Annotated in this window: 26 protein-coding genes and 3 tRNA genes; 15 read left to right on the top strand and 14 right to left on the bottom strand. The window is 71.9% G+C overall.

Annotated features, from left to right (window positions below; translation table 11 throughout):
* Nucleotides 1-293: 293 nt before the first annotated feature.
* Both ACQP2O_RS48700 and ACQP2O_RS48695 read right to left on the bottom strand, forming a co-directional pair.
* Entirely contained in the window at nt 294-2,738 is a 2,445-nt protein-coding gene (locus tag ACQP2O_RS48700) for a HelD family protein (protein WP_433176507.1), read from the bottom strand.
* Nucleotides 2,739-3,152: 414 nt separating this feature from the next.
* On the bottom strand, nt 3,153-3,383 hold the full coding sequence (locus ACQP2O_RS48695) for a hypothetical protein (RefSeq protein WP_433191561.1): 231 nt from the start codon (nt 3,381-3,383) through the stop codon (nt 3,153-3,155).
* On the opposite strand from ACQP2O_RS48695, the gene ACQP2O_RS48690 reads away from it, so the two are divergent.
* Nucleotides 3,279-3,869, top strand: coding sequence for an LLM class flavin-dependent oxidoreductase (locus tag ACQP2O_RS48690; RefSeq protein WP_433191419.1), 591 nt, complete (start codon nt 3,279-3,281; stop codon nt 3,867-3,869). The genes ACQP2O_RS48695 and ACQP2O_RS48690 overlap by 105 nt on opposite strands.
* A 460-nt stretch (nt 3,870-4,329) precedes the next feature.
* The gene (locus ACQP2O_RS48685; protein WP_433176505.1) at nt 4,330-5,658 is read left to right on the top strand and encodes an alpha/beta hydrolase family protein; all 1,329 of its coding nucleotides are present in this window, start codon (nt 4,330-4,332) and stop codon (nt 5,656-5,658) included.
* On the opposite strand, the gene ACQP2O_RS48680 is transcribed toward ACQP2O_RS48685, so the two are convergent.
* Nucleotides 5,559-6,860: an MFS transporter gene (locus ACQP2O_RS48680; protein WP_433176503.1), complete on the bottom strand. Its 1,302-nt coding sequence runs from the start codon at nt 6,858-6,860 to the stop codon at nt 5,559-5,561. The genes ACQP2O_RS48685 and ACQP2O_RS48680 overlap by 100 nt on opposite strands.
* A 105-nt stretch (nt 6,861-6,965) precedes the next feature.
* Here ACQP2O_RS48680 and ACQP2O_RS48675 point away from each other — a divergent pair, with 105 nt between their 5' ends.
* A complete protein-coding gene (locus ACQP2O_RS48675; protein ID WP_433176502.1) occupies nt 6,966-7,457 on the top strand; it encodes an Lrp/AsnC family transcriptional regulator in 492 nt (163 codons plus the stop codon).
* A 103-nt stretch (nt 7,458-7,560) separates the two neighbouring features.
* On the opposite strand, the gene ACQP2O_RS48670 is transcribed toward ACQP2O_RS48675, so the two are convergent.
* From ACQP2O_RS48670 to ACQP2O_RS48655, 4 genes are all read right to left on the bottom strand, one after another.
* Nucleotides 7,561-8,676 carry a hypothetical protein gene (locus ACQP2O_RS48670; RefSeq protein WP_433176500.1) on the bottom strand — a complete coding sequence of 372 codons (1,116 nt, stop codon included), beginning with the start codon at nt 8,674-8,676 and terminating at the stop codon, nt 7,561-7,563.
* Nucleotides 8,673-9,185 (bottom strand): SigE family RNA polymerase sigma factor, encoded by a 513-nt coding sequence (locus ACQP2O_RS48665; RefSeq protein ID WP_433176498.1) that lies wholly within the window; start codon nt 9,183-9,185, stop codon nt 8,673-8,675. Before ACQP2O_RS48665 ends, ACQP2O_RS48670 begins: the two co-directional genes overlap by 4 nt.
* Before the next feature lie 131 nt (nt 9,186-9,316).
* Nucleotides 9,317-10,222: an amidohydrolase family protein gene (locus tag ACQP2O_RS48660; protein WP_433176496.1), complete on the bottom strand. Its 906-nt coding sequence runs from the start codon at nt 10,220-10,222 to the stop codon at nt 9,317-9,319.
* 244 nt (nt 10,223-10,466) lie between these two features.
* Complete coding sequence (locus ACQP2O_RS48655) at nt 10,467-11,282, bottom strand: MerR family transcriptional regulator (RefSeq protein WP_433176494.1); 816 nt, start codon at nt 11,280-11,282, stop codon at nt 10,467-10,469.
* Between the two features lie 115 nt (nt 11,283-11,397).
* Between ACQP2O_RS48655 and ACQP2O_RS48650 the strand changes: the two genes are divergently transcribed.
* Nucleotides 11,398-12,525 carry an acyl-CoA dehydrogenase family protein gene (locus ACQP2O_RS48650; protein ID WP_433176492.1) on the top strand — a complete coding sequence of 376 codons (1,128 nt, stop codon included), beginning with the start codon at nt 11,398-11,400 and terminating at the stop codon, nt 12,523-12,525.
* A 64-nt stretch (nt 12,526-12,589) separates the two neighbouring features.
* Here the strand turns inward: ACQP2O_RS48650 and ACQP2O_RS48645 are convergent, their stop codons facing one another.
* Nucleotides 12,590-14,086 (bottom strand): alpha/beta hydrolase, encoded by a 1,497-nt coding sequence (locus ACQP2O_RS48645; RefSeq protein WP_433176490.1) that lies wholly within the window; start codon nt 14,084-14,086, stop codon nt 12,590-12,592.
* A 316-nt stretch (nt 14,087-14,402) separates the two neighbouring features.
* Here ACQP2O_RS48645 and ACQP2O_RS48640 point away from each other — a divergent pair.
* The 6 genes from ACQP2O_RS48640 to ACQP2O_RS48615 all read left to right on the top strand — a co-directional run bounded on the left by ACQP2O_RS48640 (nt 14,403) and on the right by ACQP2O_RS48615 (nt 16,990).
* A tRNA-Thr gene (locus tag ACQP2O_RS48640) sits at nt 14,403-14,475 on the top strand.
* A 101-nt stretch (nt 14,476-14,576) separates the two neighbouring features.
* Nucleotides 14,577-14,653, top strand: a tRNA-Met gene (locus ACQP2O_RS48635).
* A 75-nt stretch (nt 14,654-14,728) separates the two neighbouring features.
* Nucleotides 14,729-14,893: a 50S ribosomal protein L33 gene (rpmG, locus tag ACQP2O_RS48630; RefSeq protein ID WP_252780260.1), complete on the top strand. Its 165-nt coding sequence runs from the start codon at nt 14,729-14,731 to the stop codon at nt 14,891-14,893.
* A 147-nt stretch (nt 14,894-15,040) separates the two neighbouring features.
* Entirely contained in the window at nt 15,041-15,478 is a 438-nt protein-coding gene (locus tag ACQP2O_RS48625) for a MaoC family dehydratase N-terminal domain-containing protein (protein WP_433176488.1), read from the top strand.
* A gap of 1 nt (nt 15,479) precedes the next feature.
* Nucleotides 15,480-15,905: a MaoC/PaaZ C-terminal domain-containing protein gene (locus ACQP2O_RS48620; RefSeq protein WP_433176486.1), complete on the top strand. Its 426-nt coding sequence runs from the start codon at nt 15,480-15,482 to the stop codon at nt 15,903-15,905.
* Nucleotides 15,905-16,990 carry a UDP-N-acetylmuramate dehydrogenase gene (locus ACQP2O_RS48615; protein ID WP_433176484.1) on the top strand — a complete coding sequence of 362 codons (1,086 nt, stop codon included), beginning with the start codon at nt 15,905-15,907 and terminating at the stop codon, nt 16,988-16,990. The genes ACQP2O_RS48620 and ACQP2O_RS48615 overlap by 1 nt, the downstream gene beginning before the upstream one ends.
* 83 nt (nt 16,991-17,073) lie before the next feature.
* Here the strand turns inward: ACQP2O_RS48615 and ACQP2O_RS48610 are convergent, their stop codons facing one another.
* The 5 genes from ACQP2O_RS48610 to ACQP2O_RS48590 all read right to left on the bottom strand — a co-directional run bounded on the left by ACQP2O_RS48610 (nt 17,074) and on the right by ACQP2O_RS48590 (nt 22,037).
* The gene (locus ACQP2O_RS48610; protein WP_433176482.1) at nt 17,074-18,075 is read right to left on the bottom strand and encodes a sensor histidine kinase; all 1,002 of its coding nucleotides are present in this window, start codon (nt 18,073-18,075) and stop codon (nt 17,074-17,076) included.
* A complete protein-coding gene (locus ACQP2O_RS48605; RefSeq protein ID WP_433176480.1) occupies nt 18,072-19,271 on the bottom strand; it encodes a DUF418 domain-containing protein in 1,200 nt (399 codons plus the stop codon). Before ACQP2O_RS48605 ends, ACQP2O_RS48610 begins: the two co-directional genes overlap by 4 nt.
* A 72-nt stretch (nt 19,272-19,343) precedes the next feature.
* On the bottom strand, nt 19,344-19,988 hold the full coding sequence (locus ACQP2O_RS48600; RefSeq protein ID WP_433176478.1) for a response regulator transcription factor: 645 nt from the start codon (nt 19,986-19,988) through the stop codon (nt 19,344-19,346).
* A 66-nt stretch (nt 19,989-20,054) separates the two neighbouring features.
* Nucleotides 20,055-20,972: a GNAT family N-acetyltransferase gene (locus ACQP2O_RS48595; protein ID WP_433176476.1), complete on the bottom strand. Its 918-nt coding sequence runs from the start codon at nt 20,970-20,972 to the stop codon at nt 20,055-20,057.
* A gap of 9 nt (nt 20,973-20,981) precedes the next feature.
* Entirely contained in the window at nt 20,982-22,037 is a 1,056-nt protein-coding gene (locus ACQP2O_RS48590) for an adenosine deaminase (RefSeq protein ID WP_433176474.1), read from the bottom strand.
* A 161-nt stretch (nt 22,038-22,198) separates the two neighbouring features.
* On the opposite strand from ACQP2O_RS48590, the gene ACQP2O_RS48585 reads away from it, so the two are divergent.
* The 3 genes from ACQP2O_RS48585 (at nt 22,199) to ACQP2O_RS48575 (ending at nt 24,545) form a co-directional block, all read left to right on the top strand.
* Nucleotides 22,199-23,203 carry a hypothetical protein gene (locus ACQP2O_RS48585; RefSeq protein ID WP_433176472.1) on the top strand — a complete coding sequence of 335 codons (1,005 nt, stop codon included), beginning with the start codon at nt 22,199-22,201 and terminating at the stop codon, nt 23,201-23,203.
* Nucleotides 23,204-23,282: 79 nt separating this feature from the next.
* Nucleotides 23,283-23,798: a SigE family RNA polymerase sigma factor gene (locus ACQP2O_RS48580; RefSeq protein ID WP_433176470.1), complete on the top strand. Its 516-nt coding sequence runs from the start codon at nt 23,283-23,285 to the stop codon at nt 23,796-23,798.
* A 3-nt stretch (nt 23,799-23,801) separates the two neighbouring features.
* Complete coding sequence (locus ACQP2O_RS48575; RefSeq protein ID WP_433176468.1) at nt 23,802-24,545, top strand: hypothetical protein; 744 nt, start codon at nt 23,802-23,804, stop codon at nt 24,543-24,545.
* A gap of 259 nt (nt 24,546-24,804) precedes the next feature.
* Here ACQP2O_RS48575 and ACQP2O_RS48570 read toward each other — a convergent pair whose 3' ends face one another.
* Nucleotides 24,805-26,007: a pyridoxal phosphate-dependent aminotransferase gene (locus ACQP2O_RS48570; protein WP_433176466.1), complete on the bottom strand. Its 1,203-nt coding sequence runs from the start codon at nt 26,005-26,007 to the stop codon at nt 24,805-24,807.
* Between the two features lie 173 nt (nt 26,008-26,180).
* Between ACQP2O_RS48570 and ACQP2O_RS48565 the strand changes: the two genes are divergently transcribed.
* Together ACQP2O_RS48565 and secE are read left to right on the top strand one after the other, a co-directional pair.
* Nucleotides 26,181-26,254: transfer RNA gene (locus ACQP2O_RS48565), tRNA-Trp, on the top strand.
* A gap of 100 nt (nt 26,255-26,354) precedes the next feature.
* Nucleotides 26,355-26,597 (top strand): preprotein translocase subunit SecE, encoded by a 243-nt coding sequence (gene secE / locus ACQP2O_RS48560; protein WP_433176464.1) that lies wholly within the window; start codon nt 26,355-26,357, stop codon nt 26,595-26,597.
* The last annotated feature ends 37 nt before the right edge of the window (nt 26,598-26,634 follow it).

The following is a 26,634-nucleotide window of genomic DNA, read 5'->3' as shown; positions in this document are numbered from 1 at the left end:
ACCTAGCCCCTGTCGCGCTGATGAAGCGCTTGACCATATCAGGCAAAGCCGGTCATCTCGCGGCCGTTCGGGCCTTCCGATGCGCTCATTAGTTCTGGATCGCGCGCTTATATTCGATAGCCGCTGTGGCGGAATCTGTCATGATCGTTATCGTTGACGGCGATCTGCGAGTGAGATGAACTGCCGGCAGGGGCCGCCGCCGGACGCCCCACGCCCACCGATGAGGCGGTCCGAAACGCGATCGCCGAGGCGCTCGGGGCGAGGTGAGGCGTCCTTTCCCATGACCGGTCGGCTCAGGGCCCGTACGCCGGGATTCCGGCGAGCTCGGCGGGCGGCGGGCCCGGGTGCAGGATGCCGAGGCGCTGGGTGGCGCGGGTGAGGGCGACGTACAGGTCGTTCCGGCCGCGTGGGGAGGCGGCGAGGACGGCCGCGGGGTCGGCGATGAGGACCGAGTCGAACTCCAGCCCCTTGGCCTGGCGGACGGTCAGCACCACGACCTGGTGCTCCAGGTCGGGGTCGGTGCCGTAGGCCACGTCGGGGACGGCGGTGGCGACGGCGGCGGCCAGTTCCGTGAGGCGGGCGTCCGGGACGATCACGGCCAGCCGGCCCTCGGCCAGGGAAGCCGCCTCCCGCGCGGTGTGCTCGGCCAGGGCACACGGAAGGTCGGCCGGGGTGGTCGTGAGGCGCCAGGGCGGCACGCCCGTCTCCCGTACCGAGCGTGGCGGGTCCAGGGCGGGGTCGAGGGCGGCGAGCAGGTCGGTCGCGGCGGCCATGATCTCGGTCGGGGTGCGGTAGTTGACGGTCAGCTGCGCCAGGCGCCACCGGTCGCCGACGAGGGGCTGGAGCACCCGGCTCCACGAGGATGTGCCGGCCGCGTCGCCGGTCTGGGCCACGTCGCCCACGATCGTCATCGAGCGGGTCGGGCAGCGTCGCATGAGCAGGCGCCAGGCCATCTCCGACAGCTCCTGCGCTTCATCCACGATCACGTGCCCGAACGCCCAGGTACGGTCGGCGGCGGCCCGCTCGGCCACGGTGCGGTGGGTCACGACCTCCTGCCGTTCGGCCAGCTCCTTCGCGCCCAGCAGGTCGGCGGCGGTGAGGATCTCGGATTCCTCGCCTTCCTCCAGGTCGCTGGACCGGGAACCGACCGAGATGTCCAGCACGCCCTGCGCGTAGGCGATCTCCTCGCGGCGCTCGGCCGCCGCCCGCGCCCGGGCGGCCGACTGCGCGGTGGCCTCTCGGTCGTCCTCGCCCAGCAGTTCGGCCGCCTCGTCCAGCAGCGGTACGTCCGCCGGGCTCCAGCCGCCGCCGGGCGTGCGCAGCAGCAGCCCGCGCTCCGCCTCGGTGAGCTCGCGCGCGGCCGAGGCGAGCCGCCGCGGGTCGGCGAACAGGTCCTCCAGCAGCCGCTGCGGCGTCAAGGTCGGCCACAACTCGTGGAGGGCGGCCCGTACGCCCGGACTGGCGGCGAGCTCCCGGCGCAGCTCGGCCAGGTCGGCCTCGTCGAGCAGCGACCGTGCCTCTCCGGCGTCGCCGAAGGGATCGGCGCGCAGCAGTTCCTCGGGGTAACCGGCGGCGAGCAGGGCCTTCACGTCCGCTTCGCCGAGCCCGCCCCGCCCATCGCCGTCGAGCGGCTCCCCGCTGTCGTCGAGGACGACGGCCTCCAGCCGCTCGGCGATCTGCCGGGTGAGCACGTCGAGGATCTCGCGGACGAAGATCCGTCGTGCCTGGTTGTGCAGAACCGGCCCGCTCAGCGCTGTTTCCGCGGCGCGCCGGTAGTCCTCTTCCTCCAGCCGCAGCGTCTCGTCGCCGTACGGGATCTCGACCGGACCGCCGGGCGCGGCCTGCCGGTCCCGTACGGCTGCGGCCACGACGCCGGCCATCACCGCCCTGCCCTTGATCTCCGCGGTCGCCGACGGCTCGGCGCGTCGCGTCGTGACGCCCGGGAACAGCCCGCCGACCGTCGACAGCAGCACGCTGGTCTCGCCCAGGCCCGGCAGCACCTGGCCGATGTACCGCAGGAAGGTGGCGTTCGGGCCCACCACCAGGACACCGCGCTCCGCCAGGTGCCGGTGGGTGTACAGGAGGTACGCCGCGCGGTGCAGCGCGACGGCGGTCTTTCCGGTGCCGGGCCCGCCCTGCACCACCAGCAGCCCCCGGTGGTCGGAGCGGATGATCTCGTCCTGCTCGGCCTGGAGGGTCTCGACGATGTCCCGCATCCGGCCCGTACGCCCGGCGTTGACCGCAGCGAGCAGCGCCGCCTCGCCGATCAGCGCCTCCTCACCGCCGTCGTCGCTCAGGACCGCGCTGTCCAGAACCTCATCGTCCAGGCTCACGATCCTGCGGTCGCGCGTGGTGATGTGGCGGCGGCGCCGTACGCCCTCCGGAGCGGCGGCCGTGGCCACGTAGAACGGGCGCGCGGCCGGGGCCCGCCAGTCGATCAGCAGCGGGTCGCCGTCGTCGGAGTCGTCGAAGACGCCGATCCGCCCGATGTAGTGCCGCCCGCCGTCGCGCAGATCGAGCCGGCCGAAGCACAGGCCGCTCTCGGCCGCGTCGAACCTCGCCACCCGGTCGGCGTACCGGCCGACCGCGGCCTCCCGCTCGACGCGCGCCTGCCGGGTCCCGCCGTTCTCCCGCAGGACCCCGGCCAGCCGCTCCGACGCCTGTTCCCGCAGGTCGTCGACCCGCCGATAAAGCATCGCGACGTATTCCTGTTCACGCTCGAGCTCGCCGTTGGACAATTGCGCCTCTCTTTGATAAAATAAATTGAGAACTAGTATGGTCGCCGGATTGAAGACAATTCGACAACCAGGGTAGTTCTTTTTTTGTTCCCATGCGACGGCCTCGCCCCGTACGTTGCCGGGGGTTCGTCGACCTGAGCCCCAGCGTGCCTCGCGCGATCCCCGAGAAACAGTCTTGTTCTTCTCCGCCGCGTCAGCCGCCACGCTGAACCGCAGGTCACCACAGAGACGGGAGTCCCGCCTCGGGTCTACGAGGTGATGGAGGGGCGGCACAGGTAGTTCGTCCCTGCACGGAGAGATATTCATGGACATCGGCCTTGGCCTGCCCATCACCGACCCCGCAGCCCTGCTCGACTGGGCACGGCGCGCCGACGCCGGCCCCTTCACCACCCTCGGCCTCCTCGACCGGCTCGTCTACGACAACCCCGAACCGCTCGTCACCCTGGGCGTGATCGCCGGCGCGACCACTCGCGTCCGGGTACAGACTCCGGCACCGACCTGCGCACCCGCGGCCGACGGCTCGACGAGCAGATGGCCGTCATGCGCCGCCTGTGGGCTGGCGAACCGTACGGCGACGAGGCCGGCCCGATCGGACCCGCGCCCGCCCGTCCCGGCGGCCCGCAGGTGCTGTTCGGCGGCTTCCAACCGGCCGCCCTCGAACGCGTCGCCCGCTGGGGAGACGGCTTCCTGGCCGCCGCCCCGCCGTCCCGGGCCGGTAGCCTCATCGACACCGTACGGAGGGCGTGGACGGACCACGGCCGCGACGGCTCACCGCGCATCGTCACCCAGGTCAACGTCGCCCTCGGCCCGCCCTCGGCCCGCCCTCGGCGATCGAGGACGCCCGAGCGTCCATCGGCGCCTACTACGCGTTCACCGGCCGCGCCGAACACATGGTCGACGGCATGCTCACCACCGCCGACCAGATCCGCGACGCGATCGCCCGGTTCGCCGACCTGGGCGCGGACGAGGTCATGCTCTACTGCCACGGCCGAGACCCCGACCAGGCCGACCGCCTCGCCGACCTCATCGGCTGACCGGTACCTTTCCGCCGCGCATCCGGCGGGCGCGCTCAATGCGCGACTTCACGCACGAGTCGGTCATCGTGTGGTGGCCTTCGATCGACCCAAGTGATCGAAGCACCGCACGATGGCCGACCCACCCCGCCTCACAGCCCGTGGGCGACGGCCTCGCCGTGCTCGAGGTAGCGAGTACTGCCGTCGCGCCGGATGTCGGCGATTCGGGCGAATCGTTCGGGCGGGCCGAGGGTGTGTTGTCGGGAGTGTTTTAGTGAGACGCAACGATGTTCAGTTTCAGTAAACGGTCCTGACGCGAGGTGCCCGGGTCCGGCGATGACGTGCCGCGGGGCCGGACCGCAACCGTGCGCTATCGCACAACCCACGCCTCTGCAATGAATCATCGAGTAGCGGGTGCCCTGTGTGCCGTTGCCGCGTCGTGGCGTCGATCACGCTGCCGACCTGGCGGAAGAGCCTGGAGCCTGACGGCAACGGCGCGGGGGATACCTCAGAAGTACGACGAGGGTGGTTCCTGAGTGGGACGCCTATGTGCGGTCCCGCCGTCCATAGTCGGTGGCATGCGAAAGATGATCTCGGTGGGGGCCGTGGTCGCGTTGCTGTCGGCTGTCCCCGTCCACGCGACGCCGACGGCCGGGACCAGGTTTCTGTCGGCCGGGCACGGGAAGTCGGCCGCCGGACCCCGGTCCGTGGCGGCTCCAGGACGGGCGACGCGGGCGAGTGCGGTGAAGGTACGGCTGCCCGCGCCCAACGGGCCGTACGCGGTGGGCGCGACGTCTCTGCATCTCGTCGACCGGTCACGGCCTGACCCGTGGCGGCCGGCCGAGCGTCGCGAGCTGATGGTCAGTGTCTTCTATCCCGCTTCACGGGTCACCGGCCGTCCCGTCGCGCCGCAGATGGCGTCCGGAGAGGCGCGGGGGTTCGACGCGTTCGCGGGTCCCTCGAACTATGGCGTCGAGCCGGGCACGGTGGACTGGGCGGCGACGCGTACCCATGCGCACCTGGACGCCCCGGCCGTACGGGGGCCGCGCCCGGTCGTGCTGTACTCGCCCGGCGTCGCGGACCCGCGCACCTGGAACACCGCGCTGGTCGAGCAGCTCGCCTCGGCCGGGTATGTCGTCGTCGCCATCGACCACACCTACGAGGCGTCGGCGGTGGAGTTCCCGGGGCACCGGATCGCCCGTACGGTGCTGCCGGAGCGACTCGCCGAGGCGCAGCGCGACGGCACGCTGGTTCAGCTTCAGAAGCAGGTCGTCGCCGCGCGGGTCGGCGACACCCGGTTCGTACTCGACGCGCTGGCGGCGTTCCACGCGGGGAGCGATCCGGACGCCGATCACCGTCGGCCTCCCCGGGACCTCGCGGCGGCGCTGGACCTGCGGCGGATCGGCATGCTCGGCGCCTCGGGCGGGGGCTTCACCGCGGCGCAGGCCATGTACGAGGACGCGCGGATCAAGGCGGGCGTCGACCTGGACGGCACGCTCGGGTTCGGGGAGGACCCGGCCCACCTGGAGCTGTCGCCGGTCGCCGAGCACGGCCTCGACCGGCCGTTCCTGCTCATGGGCAGCGCCGGACCGGGCGGCAGCGACCACCGGAGGGAGTCGTCGTGGAGGTCGTTCTGGGCGCACGGCCGGGGCTGGCGCGCGGATCTGACGCTGCGCGGCTCCCGGCACGGGTCGTACACCGACGCCGAGGCGATCCTCCCGCAGCTGCGCGGCCGTGTTCCCGACAAGACGATCGGCGATGACATCGGCACGGTCGATCCCGCACGCGCGATCACCGTGGAACGCACCTACGTCTCGTCGTTCTTCGACCGCTGGCTGCGCCGCAAGGACGATGGACTCCTCAACGACCCCTCACCCCGGTATCCCGAGATCGAATTCATCCACTGACCGTCCCCGCGGAACGGCACAAGCACCAGGATCAGCGGCACCGCCACGAGCGCGCAGGAACCGGCAGCCAGGGCCGGGTATCCGCCGGCGGACAGGACGAGGGTGGACGCCAGGCTCGCGGCGGCGGCGATGCTCCACACCGTCGCGTCGACGGCGCCCTCCACGCGGGCCCGGTCCGCGGCGGGCAGGTCGCGGGCGAGGAGGCCGCTGCCGCCGACGAAGCACAGGTTCCACCCGTAGCCGAGCAGGAAGAGTGCCCCTGCGAACGGGGCGGTGTCGCCGCCGGGCACGGCGGCGGCGAGCAGCGCGGCGAGCGCGAGGGACAGCAGCCCGGCGAGCATGACCGGCCTGGCGCCGACGCGGTCGAACAGCCGTCCCGTCAGCGGCGACAGGGCGAACATGCCGAACGTGTGCATGGCGAGGGTCACGCCCACCGCGCCCAGCCCGTGGCCGTGCCGGTGCATGTCCATCGGTGCCGCGGTCATGACGGCGACCATGACGACCTGCGCCGTGACCATGACCGCCAGCGCGGATCGGGCCGCGGGCGTCCGCACCAGGTCGCGGAGCGGTACGGGGGAGGCGGCGGCCGGTGCGCGGCCAGAGGGGGCTCCGGTGGCGGCGATCGCCGCGGCCAATGTGGCGACGGCCGCGACCAGGAACGGCCCGGCCATGGCGGGGCCGCCGAGCCGACTCGCGGCGGCGCTCGACGGGTCGAGCAGCAGCGGGCCGCCGACCGCACCGATCGTGCCGGCCCAGATGACCGTGCCGATGGCGTACCCGCGCCGGTGTGCCGGGTACAGCTCGGCGGCCCCGTAGCGGGACAGCTGGGCTCCGGCGTTGCCGAGGCCGAGCACCAGCATGCCGATCGTCAGGGCGAGGACGTCCCCGGCGGCCACCGCGACGACCGCGAGACCGGCGCCGAGCGCGGCCGCCCCGTACCCGAGGACCAGTCCCGCCCGCCGCCCCCGACGCGCCGTCAGCCAGGTCAGAGCGAGCGCGCCGACGCCCGTTCCGACGACGCCGGCGGTGTTCGGCACGGCGCCCCAGCGCATGCCGAGCCGATCGCCGGCCACGATCGTGCTCATGGCGCTCGCCATGGCCATCGCCGCGTTCATCAGAGCGGCACCGGAGAAGAAGGCCGCCATGGCGCGTCCGCGGCGTACGGCGACATCCGGGGGATTCGTGACAGGAGTCGTACGCATGCCACAACGCTAGAAATCCGCACCTTCGAAGTGAACGGGCGATCAACGGAGGTTCGTCCGTTCTGCCTCTTGTTCGAAAGGAGATCCGCGGTGCAGGGTTTCCGAATGGACAGACCGCTGGATGAGACGGACTGGCGCATCCTCGACGAGCTGCAGCGCGACGGACGGCTCTCGTACAACCGGCTCGCGCAGATCGTCCACCTGTCACCGCCGGCCGTCGCCGAGCGCGTACGCCGCCTGGAGGAGGCGGGGGTGATCACCGGCTACCAGGCGCGGATCGACGCCGCGCGGGCCGGCCTGCCGCTGACGACGTTCGTGCAGATGCGGTGCGCGCTCGGCCGGTGCCTGCTCAAGACGACGACGGCCGAGGACTTCCCCGAGGTCACCGAGGTGCACAAACTCAGCGGGAGCTGGTGCTCGATGCTGCGGGTCCGCGTCGCGTCCATGCGGCATCTGGAAGGACTGCTCGAGCGCCTCGGCGAGCACGGCGAGATGAACACCCACGTCGTCCTGTCGACGCAGTACGAGGGGCGTCCCGTCGAGCCGCCGGCGGACGAGGCGCGCCCGGTGAGCCAGCCGACCGGCTGGAGCCGCTGAGCCTCCCGGGCACCCTCAACGCGCCGCCGAGCCCACCCTTCGACCGGCGTGGACGCTCCCCATGAATCCGGCGGCGGCACCGATCGCCGCCGCCGGACCTGCCTCACCAGGCGGAGTCGACGGTGTCGCCCTTGCCCATGTCCTCAGGAAGCGGCACCGGGAACGACGCACGGTGTCCCGTCCTCAGGTCGACGCGAACGATCCGGTGGCCGCCGACGTAGAGCGCGAACCGTCCCGTGCCGTCGACGTCGATACCTCCGGAGTCATTTCCGGCGGCGAGCGTGACGGGCCGGCCGTTCCCGCCGAGCGGTACCCGCATGATCCTCGCACCGACCTCGGCGATCAGTGCTCGCCCATCGGTCTCGTAGGCGGCGCCGAGAACGCTGTTCGTCATCTTCCCGTCGCGCCCGATGCCGCCGGGCAGGGCGACGTCGACCGGCTGGGCCGTCGGCGAGCCGGTGTCGAGGGTCCGCAGCCCGGGGCCGACGAGCGCGAGGTGCCGTCCGTCCGGCGCCCAGGTGAGGTTCCACCCGACCTCGCCATTCTTGATCGTCCACGTTCGCCGTTGCCCGGTGGCGATGTCCGCGACGCCGACCCCGGTGCTCAGGAGATAGGCGAGGCGACGCCCGTCCGGGCTGAGCGTCGGGGTCGCCGACCTGGCCGACTCGGGCACCGTCAACCCGGGGACGAGCCGTGGCGTATCCGGCCGCCCGTCCTCGCTCAGGTGCACCCGGAAGTAGCCGAACTCGTCGCCGGCCGGACGGGAGAGCCCGGCGATCACGAACGTGCGGTTGTCCGGTGCGGCCGCGACCTGCCCCCACGACGACCACACGCCCTGAGGGAGCGGGATCGTGTAGAGGACCTTTCCGGTGACGGCGTCCTGCACCACCGGACGCGCCGGCGTGTACGACGACGCGTTCTTGTCCGTGGGCCGGGTGAAATGAGCGATCGAGTCGCCTGCGGTCACGATGAACTTCGGAGGTCCCGACGGGCGCAGCGCTGGACCGATCGCCATGCCGGCCGGCGGGTACAGCCGGCGTGAGGGCTCGCGCTCGCCGCCGGTCAGCGCGAGGACTGCGCCAACGATGATCAGCACCGCCGCCGCGGCCGCCGCGGGAACGGGCCAGCTGCGACGGCGGGGCGCCTCTCGCAGGGGTGGCATCTGGTCGAGTGTCCGCGCGGCTGCGCCGAACGCGTCACGTACCCGATCCTCGATCATCGTCCCTCCAGCCGGTTCGCGAGGGTGGCCAGCGCGCGGGACGCCGTCGACGAGACGGTTCCCCTGCTGACGCCGAGCTCGGATGCGATCTCCGCCTCGGACATGTCCAGGTAGAAGCGCAGCACGAGGATCTCGCGCTGCCTCTGCGGCAGGCGTGCGATCTCCTCCAGCACCGCCCGCCGTTCCTCGCCGAGCAGCGCCGCCGACTCCGCCGACCACACCGGCGTGTCGTGGACGACGCGCATCAGCCGGGCGGCACGCCGCCGCCGCAGGACCGAACGGCAACCATTCATCACGGCCGTCCGCACATACGCGGCCGGGTCGTCCGGGCCACCGTCGCGGAGCCACCGACGCTGCAACCCGTAGAACGCCTCCTGCACGACGTCTTCGGCGGTGGCCCGGTCCCCGACCAGCAGCAGGGCCGCGCGGGCCAGCCGCAGTGAGCTCGCCCGGTACAAGTCGCTGATCGCGTCTTCGGGGGTGACCTCCGGGGGATCGCTCGTACGCATCGTCACCTCATCGCTCGGGGGAATCTCCATACATAAAGACGCCCCCGGCCGCGCGATGCTGAGTCGGGCGCCGATGTTCCGTGAGCGCGTACGCGATCAGGCCGACACGGCCACGCTGAGGCCCGGGACGCTCAGCCGGCGAACAGCCGGGCGGCGTTGTCGTGGCAGACGGCGCGCAGCCAGTCGTCGCCGAGGTCGAGCCGCGTGAGCGCCGCGAGCTGATGGGCGTAGGAGTACGGGATGTTCGGGAAGTCGGTGCCGAGCAGGATCCGGTCGCCCAGGTCGGCCAGCCGGGAGGTGAGTTCGGCGGGCCAGGGGTTCAGCTGCTCGGTGAACTCGGTGAACGCCATGGTCGTGTCGAGGCGCAGGTCCGGGTGGCGTTCGGCGAGCGCGAGGAACTCCGCGTACTCCGGCAAACCCATGTGCGCGACGATCGCGATCAGCCGGGGATGGCGGGCCAGGACCTCGGCGAAGACAACCGGGCCGGTGTGGCGGCCGGGTTCGGGGCCGGATCCGCAGTGCACGACGACCGGAGTGCGAGACTCGGCCAGCAGTCCCCAGACGGGGTCCAGGAGCGGGTCGCGGGGGTCGTACCCACCGACCTGGACATGCGCCTTGAAGACCCTCGCGCCGGCGTCGATCGCCTCGGCGACGTACGCGCCCGCCGCCGGCTCGGGGAAGAACGTCGCGGTGTGGAGGCAATCGGGCGTGCGCGCGGCGAAGTCGGCCGCCCAGCCGTTCAGCCAGACGGCCATCGCGGGGCGGTGCGGGTAGAGCATCGCCGTGAACCGCCGCACGCCGAACTCACGCAGCAGGCGCAGCCGCCGCTCCTCGTCGTAGCGGTACCGGACCTCCCACGGCAGGCCGGCCTCGGTGAACTGGTCGAAGTACGCCCAGACCTTGCTGAGGACGTTGTCCGGCATGAAGTGCGTGTGCACGTCGATGAGGCCGGGCAGCCCCAGCGACCGCCAGAACGCGGGGATGTCCGCGTCGTCGCCCGGCGGCCGTACGGTCCGGTGATCGGTTGGCGAAGCCATGACCCGCATGATTCCAGAACGGGATTCGGCCCGCCCGACGCGGGCACGAGATTCCGGCCCGCGACACCACACCCGCCGACCGCCACACCGACGACCGTCACGTCCGACGACCGTCACGTCCGACGACCGTCACGTCCGACGACCGTCACGTCCGGACGACCGCCGCGTCCGGACCACGCCGCGTCCGGGCGGTCGATGCGCCGCCCGGACGCGGCGTCCAGGACGCTCGGTGACGCCCTGCGCCTTACGCGGGCGTCACCGTCTCCTGGAGCTCCGTGACCCACGTCGCGGGGTCGCCCTGCCCGTATCGGAGGTAGACCTCGCGCGCCGAGCCGGTGCTGTGGTAGCCGTTCTCCTCGATCCACCGGGCGAGCCGCTGGACGGACGCGTCCACGCCGTCCATGGACCCGTGGTGGATGAGGGTCGCCGCCTGCTCGGCCCCGGGTAGGTCGACGATGGCGAAGTCGTACGCGCCGTCCGGCTCGGCGTTCACCGGTGCCCCGGCGTGCACTCGCACCCCGTCGGGGGCCTGCTCGTAGTACGCGACCGCCGGGCCGGTGATGGCCAGCCCCGCCGCGTCGAGCCGCTTGCACAGCTCGTCGTACAGCGGCTGGATCACCGGGCTGATCTTCTCGGACTCGAAGCTCTCCGCCGTCGCGCTGAGCTCCGCGAGGCGTACGGCCGGGACACTCTTGATGATGACGTCCGCGGACATGTCACCCTCCATCTCGATCATCCGGAGCCTCGCCTCGACCCGGGCCAGACGCGCCGTCTCCTCGGCCACGTGGGCCGCCAGCTCCGCCTGGCGAAGCCGCAGCATGCCGTACAGCTCCTCCGGCCCGACCTTCTCGTCGAGGATCCGCCCCACCTGTTCCAGACTGAGGCCGAGGTCCTTGAGCGCGATCAGCCGGTTGAGCCGGGAGAGCTGCGCCGCGTCGTAGGAGCGGTAGCCGGTGGCCGGATCGACCCGGGCGGGTCGAAGCAGGCCGAGTGCGTCGTAGTGCCGCAGCATCCGTACGGACACGCGGCCGAGTCGTGCGAAATCTCCGATGCTGAACATGACGTGTCCCGGTGTAGGTCCTCACACAGTGTCAGGGTCAACGGCGCTGCTCGAGCCGGAGGTGTCCGATTAGAGTGTTCCCGGACAAGAATCCGATTCGGTTATCGGAGGACGCGTGGACGCCCAGGATTTCGCAGACGTGCTCGACGCCGTACGGACCTTCGTCCGCGAGCGGGTGATCCCCCGCGAGGACGAGATCGAGACGACGGACCGCATCCCGGACGACCTTCGGCAGGCCGCCGCCGAGATGGGCCTGTTCGGGTACGCGCTGCCGGAGGCGTACGGCGGGCTCGGCCTGTCCATGAGCGAAGAGGTGCGCCTGGCCTTCGAACTCGGCTACGCCAGCCCGGCGTTCCGCTCGATGTTCGGCACCAGCAACGGCATCGCGGGCCAGGTCCTCGTCAAGGCGGGCACCGGCGAGCAGCGCGACCACTGGCTGACGAGGCTGGCCGCCGGCCGGGCCGTCGCGGCGTTCGCGCTGACCGAGGCCGAGGCGGGCTCCGACCCCAGCACTCTGACGACCAGGGCCGTACGTGATGAAGATCACTATGTGCTCGACGGGGCCAAGCGCTTCATCACCAACGCGCCCGAGGCGGACGTGTTCATGGTGTTCGCCCGGACCGGCGGTGAGGGGTCGCGGGGGATCTCCACGTTCATCGTCGAGGCGGGCACGCCCGGCCTCACGGTCGGCCCGTCCGACGAGAAGATGGGCCAGCGCGGCGCGCACACCGCCGAGGTGTACTTGGACGGCGTACGGGTCCCCGCGACGGCGATGGTCGGCGAGGAGGGCACCGGCTACCGCACCGCGATGACGTCGCTCGCGCACGGCCGGGTTCACATCGCGGCGGTCTGCGTCGGCGTCGCGCAGCGCCTCCTCGACGAGATGGTCGCGTACGCCAAGGAGCGGCGCCAGGGCGGGCGGCGGATCGGGGACTACCAGCTGATCCAGGGCCTGATCGCCGATTCCCAGATGGAGCTGTACGCGGGCCGCTCGATGGTGCTGCGGGCCGCGGAGGCGTACGACGCGGGGGAGGACCGCAAGCTCGGCCCCTCCTGCGCGAAGTACTTCTGCTCGGAGATGGTCGGCCGCGTCGGCGACCGCGCCGTCCAGGTCTTCGGCGGAATGGGCTACATGCGGGGCGTCGTCGTCGAGCGGCTGTACCGCGACGTCCGGCTCTTCCGGATCTACGAGGGGACCAGCCAGATCCAGCAGATCGTCATCGCCCGCGAACTGCTCCGCTGACCGGGCATGCGGCCGCCACGGGGCCCGCCCGCCACTGATCCAGCCGCGCGCCGCCCGTGCGCCCTTAGGACGTCACGGCGGGGCACCGGGTGCCGCGCGGCGGGACCTGCAGGTCGATGAGGTACCGGTCGTAGGCGTTCTCCATGCAGGGGCCGTTGGTGACGCTTCCGTGCCCGCCGCCCTCGTACGTCAGCAGCACTCCCGCGCTGCCGAGCTGCCGCTCCACCGACTCCGCCCACGGGTAGCCGGTGGCCGGGTCGTGGACGGCGTTGGACAGCAGGATCGGCGGGGCACCGCGCGCCGTGAGCCGGTGCTGCGGGTTCGCGGTCGGCGAGCCCAGACACGCGGCCGTCATGTGCAGCGGCAGCAGGTACGGCACGTCCGGCCCGGCGGTGGTCATCGCATGGACGAGCGAGGCGTACTCCCGCTGATCGCGCACCGGGAACCGCCAGTCGGCGCAGAAGACCGGCGTCGCCGCCGGCAGTGCCGCAGGCGAGGTGGGCGAGGCCGGTATCGGCTCGCTCGCCTCCATCGCGGCGAGCTTCTCGGCCAGACCGGCGTAGTCGGGCCGGACGAAGGCGCGGAGCGCGATCCTGTTGACCAGGTCCATCGGCGACAGGGCGGTGTCGGGCGCGCTCGGGTTCGCCAGCTCGCCCCGGTCGGCACGGGCCAGCAGCCCCCGCCAGACCGCCCGCACGTCGCGGCCGTTCAGCGCGCAGTCCGGCGTCCCGTCGCACCACTTCACGAACTCATCAAAGGAGTCCTGCGCCGCGGCGGCCGAGTCGCGCAGGAAGGCGGACGTGCTGGTGACGCTGCGGTCCATCACGCTTTCCAGCACCATCGCCCGGACCCGGCGCGGATACGTCTCGGCGTACTGCGCGCCGAGCACCGTGCCGTACGAGCTGCCGTGGAAGGTCAGCTTCGCCTCGCCGAGGGCGGCGCGGACGGCGTCCAGGTCCCGCACCGTCTGCCCGGTGTCCAGGTGGTCGAACACCGGGCCGGTGTGCTCCCGGCAGTCCGCGCGCAGCCGCTGGTTGTACGCGAGGGTGGCCTCGAACGCCGCCTGATCGTCGATCTTCGGGCTCGGGCGCTGGGCGAGCAGGTCGGGCGAGCAGGTCACCGGGCTGCTGCGGCCCACGCCGCGCGGGTCGAAGCTCACGATGTCGAACCGGCGGCGGACCTCCGGGCTGAACGCGTCGATCCCCGTCACCACCCGGTCCACCCCCGAATCGCCCGGCCCGCCCGGGCCGAACACCAGCGAGCCGACGCGTGTGCCGGGGCCGGTGGCCGCCCGGCGGGCCAGCGCCAGGCCGAAGCTCGGCCCGTCCGGGTGCGCCCAGTCGACCGGCACCGAGAGGGCGGCGCACTCCGCCCCCGGGTGCTCCGGATCACACGGCACCCAGCGCAGGCTCGCCGGTGACGCGTGAGCCGGTGACGCGTGAGCCGATTCGGCGGTGAGGCCCGGTACGGCGGCGGTGACGGAGCCCAGCGTGATCACGGCGGCCGCGCCGGCGCGCCGAACAGCGGCGCGACGACGTTCGCGCCTGCCTTCGAGCAGCATGATCATCCCTCCTTTACGGACGCCCGAAGGGACGTCCGGTGAGGCGTGAGGACCCGGCCGGGGCACCTTACGGACGGCGATCACGTTAGAGGCGTGATCACCTCCCCGCCCGGGTTCTCAGGGGCGGACCAGGGGCACGTCAGGGGTGCCTCAGGGCCCACCCCAACGGGCGTCCGGAGGCCTCCGCGTACGGGCCGGAGGGAGGCGGTCAACGCCCCCGATTTGGCGCCGGCACCGAGGCGCGGACGGCCCCGGCGAATCGATTTCGTGTCCAAGCCGCGCAGCGTGTATGGTTACGGAGCGCGGAAGGGCGCACGCCCCCTTAGCTCAGTCGGCAGAGCGTCTCCATGGTAAGGAGAAGGTCTACGGTTCGATTCCGTAAGGGGGCTCTAGCAGCCGATACCCCGGTCCGCCAACGTGGACCGGGTTTCGTCTGTTCGAGTGTGTCCGGAGAGTCCGGTATTCTTTTCTCCGGTCGCCCGACCCTCGCGGCGGAGTAGCTCAGTCAGGCAGAGCAAGCGGCTCATAATCGCTGTGTCGCCGGTTCAAGTCCGGCCTCCGCTACCACCTCACCGATCACCTCTCGCAGGTGGTCCGGTGCAGGTCGTTGTCCAGTGTCCCTCACCAGAAAGGCACTCCATCGTGGCTGCCACCGACGTACGGCCAAAGATCACGCTGGCCTGCCAGGAGTGCAAGCACCGCAACTACATCACGCGGAAGAACCGGCGCAACGACCCGGACCGCCTGGAGCTGAAGAAGTACTGCCCGAACTGCCGTAAGCACCAGGCGCACCGCGAGACCCGCTGAGGCGGGAGCGGGCTCGCCGGTCGGCGTTCCCTGACGTTCACAGCCCGTCCCGGCATCGCTGCCGGGGCGGGCTGAACCACGTCTGTTAACGTCGCTTCATCGCCTCCCCTGGCGCGCACGTGGGTATTCCGGGAAGGGACGGATTGAATGGCGCTGAACCGCGATTTCATCGGGCGGGCCTTCCCGCCGTCGGAGCCGTACGAGGTCACTCGGCTGAAGATCAGGGAGTTCGCGGACGCCATCGGCGACCTGAACCCGATCTACCGTGACTCGGAGGCGGCCAAGGCCGCCGGGCATCCCGACGTGATCGCGCCGCCGACCTTCCCGATCGTCATCTCGATCACCGGCGCCGGCCTGACCGACCCTGAGCTCGGCCTCAACTACTCGATGGTCGTCCACGGTGAGCAGCGGTTCGAGTACGCCCGCCCGCTGCACGCCGGTGACATCGTCACCGCCGAGTCGACGATCGCCGGCATCCGCTCCATCGGCCGCAACGAGCGCCTCGACCTGCAGACAGTGATCAAGACGGTCGACGGCGAGCACGTCTGCACGGCCCACAACGTCATCATCGAGCGAGGTGCCTGAGATGACCGCCACGGTGAAGTACGACGAGGTCGAGGTCGGCCAGGAGCTCCCCGCCAAGACGTACAAGGTCGAGCGCCTCGACCTGATCAAGTACGCCGGCGCGTCCGGGGACTTCAACCCGATCCACTGGAACGAGCCGTTCGCCAAGTCCGTGGGCCTGCCCGACGTGATCGCGCACGGCATGTTCACGATGGCGGAGGGCGGCCGGTACGTCACCGACTGGGCCGGCGACCCCGGTGCGGTCGTCGACTACGGCGTCCGGTTCTCCTCCATGGTCGTGGTGCCCAATGACGGCGGCACCGAGATCGAGATCACCGGTGTGATCGAGGACAAGCGCGACGACAACACGGTCGTCGTCGCGCTGACCGCCCGCTCGCGCGGCGAGAAGGTCCTCACCCGCGCCAAGGCGACGGTCCGTCTCGCCTGATGGCGGTCCGCTGCGAGCAGGTCGACCTCGCGGGCTACACCACGCTGCGGCTCGGTGGGCCCGCGCGGTGCTTCGTCGAGGCCACGACCGACGACGAACTGATCGACACCGTCCGCCGCGCCGACCGGGAGGGCGAGCCGCTGCTCGTCCTCGGCGGCGGCAGCAACCTCGTCGTCGCCGACGCGGGCTTTCCCGGCACGGCGGTGCACATCGCCACCCGGGGCGCGTCCGTCGCCGCGTTTCACGCTGACCGCCGGCGGAGCGACGGCCGCCTGCTCGTACGCGCCCGGGCGGGCGAGGAGTGGGACCCGTTCGTCGCCCGGTGCGTCGAGGAGGGCCTGTCCGGCGTCGAGTGCCTGTCGGGCATCCCCGGCCTGCTCGGCGCCACCCCGATCCAGAACGTCGGAGCGTACGGCCAGGACGTCAGCGAGACGATCGTCGAGGTCCGCGCGTACGACCGGGAGAGCGGCGAGGTCGTCGTCCTCGACCGCGACGCCTGCCGGTTCGGCTACCGAACCAGTGCCTTCAAGGGCGCCGACCGGCATGTCGTGCTGCAGGTGACCTTCGCTCTTGAACCGGCCGACCTCTCCGCTCCGGTCCGCTACGCCGAACTGGCCCGGACCCTCGGGGTCGAGCCCGGCGAGCGCGTCCCGCTGCGGGACGCCCGCGACGCGGTGCTCGGCCTGCGCCGGGGCAAGGGCATGGTCCTCGACCCCGCCGACCCCGACACGCGCAGCGCCGGGTCGTTCTTCACCAACCCGATCCTCGACCCGGACCAGCTCACCGACCTGGAGAAGCGCGTCGGCGACCGGCTCGGCCCGGACGCCGTGTTCCCGCGCTACCCGGAGCCGGACGGCCGTACGAAGACCTCGGCGGCCTGGCTGATCGACAAGGCGGGCTTCACCAAGGGGTACGGCCGGGGCCCGGCCCGGATCTCGACCAAGCACACCCTCGCGCTGACCAACGCCGACGGCGGGCGTACCGACGACCTCCTGGCCCTGGCCCGCGAGGTCCGCGACGGCGTCCGCGACGCCTTCGGTGTCACGCTCGTCAACGAACCGGTCTTCGTCGGCGTCCGCCTGTGACGTCTCCGGCCTAGGCCTGTCTCGAAGCCCCGCTGTCCTACTGCGCGGCGATCTGGACACCGCTCGTTACGGACGGGCAGGCCCTAGCCGTCGGTGAGCGGCACTGTGATCGTGATGACGGTGGGGCCGCCGGGCGGGCTGGAGACGTGCAGGTCGGCGTCGACGGCGTCCAGGCGGTCGATGATGCCGCGCAGGCCGGTGCCGCCGGCCGGGTCCGCGCCGCCGGTGCCGTCGTCGGCGACGGTGACCCGCAGGACGCCAGAGTGTTCGGAGAAGACGACCTCCCCGGCGACGGCGCCGCTGTGCTTGACGATGTTGCTCAGGCACTCGGCGACCGCGAAGTACACGGCCGTCTCGATGGCGGCGGGCAGGGCCGGCGGCGGATCGCCGGCCACGGTCACCGGTACGGCGAGATCGAGCACGAGCGCGCGGACGGCGTCGCCGAGACCGCGGTCGGCCAGGACCGCCGGGTGGATGCTGTGCATCACGGCGCGGAGGTCGTCCAGCGCGGCGACGGCGGTCGCCCGGGCCTCGTCGAGCAGCCGCGCCGCGGCGTCGGGGTCGCGACGCAGCAACTCGCCGGACATGCCGAGCGTGAGCGCGAGGGACACCATGCGGGCCTGGGCACCGTCGTGCAGGTCGCGTTCGACGCGCTTGAGCTCGGCGGCCTGCCGGTCCACCGCCCCGCGGCGGGACCGGTTGAGCCGGGTGACCCGGGCGGCGAGTTCGCGCTCCCGTTTCCCGGGCGGCCGGCTGACCATCCACGCGTGGAGCGCGAACACGGCGGACAGCCCGAGGGTCTGCCAGATCGGCCAGAAGTACCCGCCGCCGCTGAGCGCCCAGACGGCGAGGTCGACCAGCACGAGCAGGGCGCACAGCGCGCCGTCGACGGCGAGCCATCGGCGCCGGCCGGGCGGGACGCGCAGCGCCCGGCGCAGCGCGAACTCGGCGGCCAGCACGGTGCCGATTCCGAAGTACACCCAGCGGGGCCAGAACTCGTCGACGCCGGTGACCGCCCAGGCCAGGGTGGCCGCGGCGCAGAGCGCCACGGCCACCCCGACGACCCGCCGCCGACCGGTCGTCATGCGGCGGTCCGCCGGGCCGGGCGGTAGGTGATCCGTCGCAGCAGGGTCTCGGCCGGTCCGCGGTACTCCCTCGCGTTCATCGCCTGCGCGGCCACCAGCGACACCGCCCAGACGGCCACCGCGGCGAGCGTGGCCGCGTAGGTGCCGCCGAGGTGCAGCGTCCACGGCGCGAACAGCGCCAGCCAGGCCACCGACTGGAACAGGTAGCCGCTCAGCGAGCGCTGGCCGAGCGCGGTCACCGGGCCGAGCAGCGCCCGTGCGCGCCGCGCCCTGCTCAGCCGCAGCGCCAGCAGACCGAACAGGGCCACATAGCCGGGACCGCCGTACTCGCCGGTGATCGCGTGGACGCGCGCCATGGCGTCGACCGTACCGGCGTCGGCGTGCAGGACGCCGGCGGCCACGAGCGCGTAGGGCAGGGCGCCGACGATGGCGATGCCGAGGCCGACGACGGCGGTGACGCGCAGGAGGGCCCGGTGCTTCGCCGGCTCCTCCAGGACGCGGTGGCGCGCGGCCCAGATGCCCAGCCACACGATGACGATGAACGGGATCACGGTCGCGGTGTGCACCGGCCACTCGGTGAGCCGGTCGAGCAGCGAACGCCCGTACGAGGCGGCGGCCAGCGACGGGTTGGGGGTGTTGGTGAGGACGGCGTGCCCGCCGCGGGCGCGGGCGATCGCCTGCCAGGTCAGGACGACGGCGCTGACCGACTGGACGCCCCACAGCCAGAGGACCACGCGGTGGAACCGGTCGCCGCGGCGCAGCAGGAGCAGGGTCGCGATGACCCCCACGATCCCGTAGGCGCCGAGGAAGTCACCCCAGTACAGCAGGAGCCCGTGGACGAGCCCGAAGCCGATGAGCGCGGTGTTGCGGCGCAGCAGGACGCGCCGCTCGTCGGCGCCCGCGGCGCGGTGCCGGGAGGCCAGTTGGACGAGACCGTAACCGAACATGACGGCGAAGACCGGGTACGCGCGGCTCTCGACGAGCGTGGCCAACAGGAAGTTCACGACGCGCTGCACGCCGTGCGGCGTGCCGTCGAGGCCGGGTTGGCCGGCGAAGGCGAAGTTGCCCGCGTTGGCCAGCGCGATGAACAGCAGCATCGCGCCACGGGCCAGGTCGGGTGCCAGCGCGCGCTCGGCGCGTCGTACGGGTCCGGCCGGGGCCGTGGCCGGAGGTGGAACGGAGGTCGTGTTCGTCATGACGCCAGCCTCGCCGGGCGCCGGCCTGGCCGCGAGGAGGCTGGAACCCCATTGCCGGGGGTACTGCTACCCCTATCCGTCGAGGTACGCCAGGACGGCGAGCACCCGCCGGTTGTGGTCGTCGGACGACTGCAGGCCGAGCTTGGCGAAGATGTTGTTGGTGTGCTTCGCGACCGCCTTCTCCGTGATGAACAGGGCGGTGCCGATCGCGGCGTTGGACCGGCCCTGCGCCATGTGGGCGAGCACCTCTCGTTCGCGTGGAGTGAGCCGGTGCAGCGGCAGCGTCCGCTCGCGGTTGTCCAGCAGCTTCGCCACGACCTTGGGATCCAGCGCGGTGCCCCCGGCGGCGACCCGGCGCACCGCGTCGACGAACTCGCCGATGTCGGAGACCCGGTCCTTGAGCAGATAGCCGATGCCGCCCCGGCCGTCGGCGAGCAGCTCCCGCGCGTAGAGCCGCTCCACGTACTGCGACAGCACCAGAACCGGAAGCCCCGGCACCTCGGCCCGCGCCGCCAGCGCGGCCCGCAGTCCCTCATCGGTGTGGGTCGGGGGCAGCCGGATGTCGACGACGGCCACGTCGGGCCGCCGCTCGACCAGCTCGCGGAGCAGGTCCGGCCCGTTGTCGACCGCGGCGACCACCTCGAAGCCGTGCGCCTGCAGCATGCGGATGAGACCGTCCCGCAGCAGCGTCAGATCCTCGCCCACCACGACCTTCACGGCGCCACCGTAGCCGAGGACGCGGGGTATGCCGGGCTCGCCGACGAACGCCTCACGCCCGCTCGGTCAGGGGAGCAGGACGTACACGACGTCGTCGATGCGAGTGCCGTTCGGGCCGTCCACGCGTGACCGCTGCACCCCTTCGCGGACGAACCCGGCCTTCTCCAGCACCCGCTGCGACGCCGCGTTGTCCGGTGCGGTCCCGGCGGCGAGCCGCGGGATGCCGATCTCGAACGCCCAGGCGCTGAGCAGGCGTACGGCGCGCGTCACGACGCCCTGACCGCGGAACGCCGGCAGCATGCTGTAGCCCACCATCGCCGACCGGCTCCAGGCCTCGTAGAACAGACCGATGTCGCCGGCGAGCTCGTCGTTCACCCGGATCGTGAAGTCGGCGCGGTTGCCCGCCAGCCACTCGCTCGGGGCATGCTCGCAGCGCCGCGCCACCTCGGCCCGCGGCCGCACGTGCCTGACGATCGACCGAGCGCGCACGTCCGGCAGGTTGATCAGCGTGAGTAGCTCGTCGACGTCGGCGGGGCCGAGCGGGCGTAGGCTCACCTCGCCGTCGCGCAGTTCACCGCCCCGCAGGTCGGGGAACGTCCGCGCGGCCGGGCCGGACGGGTCGCCGGGCAGCCAGGCCCAGACGACGTCGTCGGGTCGGCCGCCGCCCGGTCCGCTGTTCCGGCGTACGGCCTCGCGGGTGAAGCCGGCGTTCAGCGCGACACGCTGGGAGACCGTGTCGGCCACGTCGGTGACCATCTCCAGCCGCCCGTCCGCCTGCTCGGTCATGGTCCGCACGGCCTTGCTCGCGACCCCTCGCCGCCGCTCTTCGGGTATCACCCAGATGCTCAGCTCGCGGACCCCGGGCCGGGCCTCGATGAGACTCAGCCCGCCGACCAGCCGGTCACCGTCGAGGACGGCGTGCGTGACGGGAAGGTAGGGCGTCAGCCTGGCGGCCTCTTCGGCAGTCGCGATACGGATGATCACAGTGCCCGATCATTCCACTTCGTCCGTTGGCGTGCGGCCGGTTCCGGGCGGTGTGCCGAGCCAGGTGTCGATGCCGTCGAGGAGTCGTTTCTGCGTCTCCGGAGGGGCTGCGGAACCCCGGATCGAGCACCGCGCCAGCTCGGCCAGCTCCTCGTCGGTGAACCCGTGGTCCCGGCGCGCCAGTTCGTACTGGCGGGTCAGTCGTGACCCGAACAGCAGCGGGTCGTCGGCGCCCAGCGCGATCGACACACCACCCTCGAAGAGGCGCCGGAGAGGAACGTCTTCCGGCGTCGCGTAGACCCCGAGACCGACGTTCGAGGACGGGCAGACCTCGAGGGTGACGCCGCGGGCGGCGACGGTGTCCATGAGGGCCGGATCCTCGACGACGCGCACGCCGTGCCCGATCCGGTCCGCCCGCAGCGCGTCGACGCAGGCCCGTACGCTCGCGGGACCGAGCAGTTCGCCGCCGTGCGGTACGGACAGCAGGCCGGCCCGCTTGGCGATCGCGAAGGCCCGGTCGAAGTCGTACGCCCGGCCGCGCCGCTCGTCGTTGGAGAGCCCGAACCCGACGACCCCCTCTCCGGCGTACTGGGCGGCCAGCCGCGCCAGCGTCCGCGCGTCGAGGGGGTGCCGCGTGCGGTTGGCCGCGATGATGACGCCGATGCCGACCCCGGTGGCCTCGGAGGCATCCTGGGTGGCGTCCATCACCAGGTCGGTGAAGGCCGTCAGCCCGCCGAACCGGCTCCCGTACCCGCTCGGGTCGACCTGGATCTCCAGCCACCCGGAGCCCTCCGCGGCCTCGTCCTCGGCCGCCTCGCGCAGCAGCCGCCGTACGTCCTCCTCGTCGCGCAACGCCGACCGGGCGATGTCGTACAGGCGCTGGAAGCGGAACCAGCCGCGCTCGTCCGTCGCGCGCAGGCGGGGAGGCCACTCCTCGACGAGGGCGTCGGGCAGGTGCACGCGGTGCTTGCGGGCGAGCTCGACGAGCGTGGTGTGCCGCATCGAACCGGTGAAGTGAACGTGCAGATGGGCCTTGGGCAGGGTTGCGATCGGACGGGCCTCCATGCACCGATCTTGCCGTATGCGCTGCTCGAGCCTGCGGGGACCTCCCCCGAAGAGGGTCCGTGAGGATTCCCGAAAAAAACTTTGAGAAGCCGTGCAACCCCCTCTGGGACCCACGCGTATATGAGGGGCGCGAGAGTCAAACCGCGCTGAAAGGGATAGATGTGATCAACCTCAAGCTTGCTCTGCTGGCCACCGGTGCCGTTGGCGCCATCACCGCCGGCGGGGTCGCGTACGCGACCGTCTCGAACAACTCCCCGGCGCCCTCGGTCAAGCCGGTCGCGGACGGCGCGAAGAAGGCCGTCCAGGAGGCCGCCGGCGGCGTCCCGACCGGAGTCCCGACCTGCGTGAGCGTCCCCAAGGGCAAGCTCCCCAACGGCAAGCTGCCGAAGGGCCAGCTGCCCGAGAACAAGCTCCCCAAGGGCGAGGTGCCCAAGCCCGGGCTGCCGACGGACAAGCTCCCCAAGGACAAGCTCCCGAAGGCGGAGCTGCCGAAGGCCGGCGAGCAGCCGAACGTGCCGCTGCCCACCGGCAAGGTCCCCACGACCCTGCCCACCGACAAGGTGAAGGCCCCGAACGGCCTGCCGACGGACAAGGTCAAGGCGCCGACCGCCCTCCCGACCGACAAGGTGAAGGTCCCGGCCAACCTGCCGACCTGCGCCCCCAACGCGGGCCAGCCCTCCGCGGCCTCCGCGCCCACCGGCGTCCCGACCGCGAAGCCGGGCCTACCGAAGGCGAACGTGCCTGACGTGACGGCCCCGGACTGCTCCGCCGTCCCGCCGGTCATCAAGGTGGAGCACAACAAGGCCAAGGACGTCACGCTGCCCAACGGCATGCACCTCGCGGCCTCCCACAGCCACTCGGTCACCCTCCAGAGCGGTAAGGTCTGCACGGTCGTGCAGAAGTTCACGGCCACGGGCGGTAACTTCCTGAACGTCGAGCGGCTGAACACCCCGCCGCAGACCACGGTCAAGGAGCTGGCCGCGGAGCTGAAGCTGCCGGAGGGTGGCGGCCTCGCCTCCGTCGCGGGCGCTCAGACGTGGGAGAGCCCGGCGGGCACCGGCGTGCTGTGGATCACCGACCAGGGCTACGCGGTCTACCTGAACGGCAGCCCCGCGCTCGCGACCCAGCTCCCGGCGATCGCCACGCAGCTGAACCAGCTTCACTGAGGCTCGGCGCGGGTGGCCCTGCGCGGTGGGCCACCCGCGACCGATCGACATAAATAGGGCGTACGACGGACGGAGTGCCTTGGCGCGTCGAGACGACGAGTCATTCGTCGAGTTCGTGGCGGAGCGCGGTACCGCGCTGCTTCGAACCGCCCAGCTGCTGTGCGGGGGGCGGACGGATGCGGAGGATCTGCTGCAGACGGCCTTGGAGAAGGCGTACCGCCACTGGGGTCGGATGAAGCCCGGCAGCAATCCGGAGCCGTACGTCCGCAAGATCCTGGTCAACCTGTCCGTCAGCCGGGCCCGACGCTGGCGGGTCCTCCGCGAGGTGCAGATGGCGGCTCCGCCGGAGACGCCGACGGCCTCCGAGGAGAGCACCGTCGAACTGCGCGGCGTGCTCATGGAGGAGCTGAAGAAGCTCGGGCCACGCCAGCGGGCGGTGCTGGTCCTGCGCTACTGGGAGGACATGTCCGAGGCGGAGACGGCAGCCATGCTCGGTTGCTCGGTCGGCACCGTCAAGAGTCAGGCCGCGAGGGGCCTCGCCCGCCTCCGCGAACGAATGGGAAAGTCCGCACAGGCGGCGGCGTCGAGGGGGTGAACCATGGATCTGGAGAACGAACTCCGGCAGGCCATGGCGGAGCATGTCACGGGGGTGTCGGCGTCCGGCACGCTGGCGCATGACGCACAGCGTCGCCATCAGCGGACGGTCCGGCGGCGAACGACGATCGCGGTCGCTGCGGCCGGGGTGGTGGTCGCGATCGCGGTCATCCCGACCTATCAGGCGATCCACCCGCAGACCGTCAGCTCTCGCGGCCCGGAAGGCGGGCACAAGAAGAGCGGCGGGAAGATGAACGCCACGCAGGTCACCCCGTCGCCGTCCGTGTCGCCGAGCGTCAGGTCGGCGGCGCCGTCCGCGAGCGCGTCCGCTCCGGGGCACTCGAGCGGACGGCCGTCACGGCATCCGAGCGGCGGGGCGCACGTCGACGTTCCCGGGGCCGCCAAGGCACTGCTCGGCTACCTGCCCGTGGGCATCGACCCGACCCAGAGCTGCGACGGCACGAAGACCGGCGGGCGCCGGATCACGACCTGCCGTTGGACCGGCCCGGCCGGCTGGATCGAGGTGCGGCTCGTGCGCGACGCCACGCTGCGGAAGCCGGGGGACATGGGGTTCGCCCCGCCCACCGCGGAACAGGCCGAGGTGCACGGCCACGCCGCGCTGCGCGCCGCCGGCGCTTTCGGCCAGGTCATGTGGATCGAGCGCAGCGGACTCGGCGTCTACGTCGGGGTCAGCCCCACGCTCGGCACGCAGTTGATGCGCGTCGCCGACGGCGTCCAGGCCGACTGACCGCTGAGCGCGTCCTGAGCACGGCCGGGAGTCGACTGCGCCCGCCCGAAGTCGACTCCCGGCCGAATCCAGGCCGACGCGGCCGTCCGCGCGCGGCGGAGGCCGTACCGGAGACGCCCCGCGAGCACCGTGGCGCTCGCGGGGCGTCGTCATGTCCGTCACCCGGATCGGGAGCGACGGGGGAGGCCGGTCGCCGGCCCGGACGTGATCACGCCACGGGCCGACGCGGGATCCGGCCGCCGTCGCCGTACGGGACGGGTCAGTGGGCCTCGGCCAGCAGCTTGGCGACCCGGCCGACGCCCTCGGCGAGGTCCTCGTCGCCCAGCGCGTACGACAGGCGGAAGTAGCCCGGAGTGCCGAACGCCTCGCCGGGCACGAGCGCGACCTCGGCCTCCTCGAGGATCAGCGCGGCCAGCTCGACGGAGGTCTGCGGGCGCTTGCCGCGAAGCTCCTTGCCGAGCAGCTCCTTGACCGACGGGTAGGCGTAGAACGCGCCCTTCGGCTCGGGGCAGACGACGCCGGGGATGTCGTTGAGCAGCCGCACGATGGTCTGGCGGCGGCGGTCGAACGCCTTGCGCATCTCCGCCACGGCCGCCAGGTCGCCGCTCACCGCGGCCAGGGCCGCGGCCTGTGAGACGTTCGCCACATTCGACGTCGCGTGCGACTGCAGGTTGGTCGCGGCCTTCACGACGTCCTTCGGGCCGATCATCCAGCCCACGCGCCAGCCCGTCATCGCGTACGTCTTGGCGACCCCGTTGAGCACCAGGGTGCGGTCGGCCAGCTCCGGGACGACCACCGGCATCGAGGAGAACTCCGCGTCCCCGTAGACGAGGTGCTCGTAGATCTCGTCCGTGATCACCCACAGGCCGTGCTCGGCGGCCCAGCGGCCGATCTCGGCGACCTGCTCGCGCGTGTAGACGGCGCCGGTGGGGTTGGACGGGGAGACGAACAGCAGCACCTTCGTACGGTCGGTGCGGGCCCGCTCGAGCTGGTCGACGCTCACGAGGTAGCCGGTGGTCTCGTCCGCGACCACGTCGACCGGCACACCGCCCGCCAGCTTGATCGACTCCGGGTAGGTCGTCCAGTACGGCGTGGGCACGATGACCTCGTCGCCCGGGTCGAGCAGCGCTGCGAACGCCTCGTACACCGCCTGCTTGCCGCCGTTGGTGATGAGCACCTGCGACGCCTCGACCTCGTAGCCGGAATCGCGCTTGGTCTTCTCCGCGACCGCCGCCTTCAGCTCGGGCAGCCCCCCGGCCGGCGTGTACTTGTGGAACCGGGGGTTATGGCACGCCTCGACGGCGGCCTCGACGATGTAGTCCGGAGTCGGGAAGTCGGGCTCGCCCGCGCCGAATCCGATCACCGGACGCCCCGCGGCCTTCAGCGCCTTGGCCTTGGCGTCGACGGCGAGCGTCGCGGACTCGGAGATCGCGGCGATCCGAGCGGAGATTCGAGTGCTCATGGTCCCTATCGTCGCAGACATCGCGGCAGCTCTCAGCCCCATATCGGGGGTGCGGAAACGCGGCGCGCACGGCGCGATCGGCGTTTGGTTCGACGCGAGGGTGGTTTGAGACGTAGACTGCGTGACCTAGTGGCGTCCCGCATGGTTCTCGCGTGCCATGGGGTCCACTATGAAGGGCAGTAGCTCAATTGGCCAGAGTCCCGGTCTCCAAAACCGGTGGTTGGGGGTTCGAGTCCCTCCTGCCCTGCGGAATACGGTTCGTGCACGGCGCACGTGCGCGGGCGTCCTGAACGCACGCCCACACCGGAAGTTCGCGACACAACCGACGAGGGGATGCGTCGACAGCAATGGCGACCGAGATGAGCGGCGAGGCCGCGATCAAGGACAAGGGGAAGTCCGCCAAGAAGCGGACCTCACCTCTCCTGTTCTACCGCCAGGTGGTCGCCGAGCTCCGCAAGGTGATCTGGCCTACGCGTAACGAGCTCGTCACGTACACGACCGTGTCGCTGATCTTCGTGATCATCGTCGTGGCGATCGTGTTCGGTCTCGACAACGCGTTCTCCTGGGTTGTGCTGAAGCTCTTCGGCTGATCGCGTGCCGGATTCCATCAGCAACCCACAGACGAGA

This window comes from Actinoallomurus sp. CA-150999 (assembly GCF_050942425.1).
Lineage (GTDB): Bacteria > Actinomycetota > Actinomycetes > Streptosporangiales > Streptosporangiaceae > Actinoallomurus.
The sequence above is the reverse complement of the archived record's forward strand: the minus strand, read 5'-3'. Positions and strand labels throughout refer to the sequence as shown.

Bases quoted from the DNA above. Each gene is read 5' to 3' on its own strand.
- secE (WP_433176464.1), top strand. From the start codon at position 26,355: ATGGCGACCGAGATGAGCGGCGAGGCCGCGATCAAGGACAAGGGGAAG.
- ACQP2O_RS48665 (WP_433176498.1), bottom strand. From the start codon at position 9,185: ATGCGTACGAGCGATCCCCCGGAGGTCACCCCCGAAGACGCGATCAGC.
- ACQP2O_RS48575 (WP_433176468.1), top strand. From the start codon at position 23,802: ATGGATCTGGAGAACGAACTCCGGCAGGCCATGGCGGAGCATGTCACG.
- ACQP2O_RS48685 (WP_433176505.1), top strand. From the start codon at position 4,330: ATGCGAAAGATGATCTCGGTGGGGGCCGTGGTCGCGTTGCTGTCGGCT.
- ACQP2O_RS48625 (WP_433176488.1), top strand. From the start codon at position 15,041: ATGGCGCTGAACCGCGATTTCATCGGGCGGGCCTTCCCGCCGTCGGAG.
- ACQP2O_RS48615 (WP_433176484.1), top strand. From the start codon at position 15,905: ATGGCGGTCCGCTGCGAGCAGGTCGACCTCGCGGGCTACACCACGCTG.
- ACQP2O_RS48605 (WP_433176480.1), bottom strand. From the start codon at position 19,271: ATGACGAACACGACCTCCGTTCCACCTCCGGCCACGGCCCCGGCCGGA.
- ACQP2O_RS48675 (WP_433176502.1), top strand. From the start codon at position 6,966: ATGGACAGACCGCTGGATGAGACGGACTGGCGCATCCTCGACGAGCTG.
- ACQP2O_RS48620 (WP_433176486.1), top strand. From the start codon at position 15,480: ATGACCGCCACGGTGAAGTACGACGAGGTCGAGGTCGGCCAGGAGCTC.
- ACQP2O_RS48610 (WP_433176482.1), bottom strand. From the start codon at position 18,075: ATGACGACCGGTCGGCGGCGGGTCGTCGGGGTGGCCGTGGCGCTCTGC.
- ACQP2O_RS48645 (WP_433176490.1), bottom strand. From the start codon at position 14,086: ATGCTGCTCGAAGGCAGGCGCGAACGTCGTCGCGCCGCTGTTCGGCGC.
- ACQP2O_RS48590 (WP_433176474.1), bottom strand. From the start codon at position 22,037: ATGGAGGCCCGTCCGATCGCAACCCTGCCCAAGGCCCATCTGCACGTT.
- ACQP2O_RS48660 (WP_433176496.1), bottom strand. From the start codon at position 10,222: ATGGCTTCGCCAACCGATCACCGGACCGTACGGCCGCCGGGCGACGAC.
- ACQP2O_RS48670 (WP_433176500.1), bottom strand. From the start codon at position 8,676: ATGATCGAGGATCGGGTACGTGACGCGTTCGGCGCAGCCGCGCGGACA.
- ACQP2O_RS48690 (WP_433191419.1), top strand. From the start codon at position 3,279: ATGCGCCGCCTGTGGGCTGGCGAACCGTACGGCGACGAGGCCGGCCCG.
- ACQP2O_RS48655 (WP_433176494.1), bottom strand. From the start codon at position 11,282: ATGTTCAGCATCGGAGATTTCGCACGACTCGGCCGCGTGTCCGTACGG.
- ACQP2O_RS48680 (WP_433176503.1), bottom strand. From the start codon at position 6,860: ATGCGTACGACTCCTGTCACGAATCCCCCGGATGTCGCCGTACGCCGC.
- ACQP2O_RS48570 (WP_433176466.1), bottom strand. From the start codon at position 26,007: ATGAGCACTCGAATCTCCGCTCGGATCGCCGCGATCTCCGAGTCCGCG.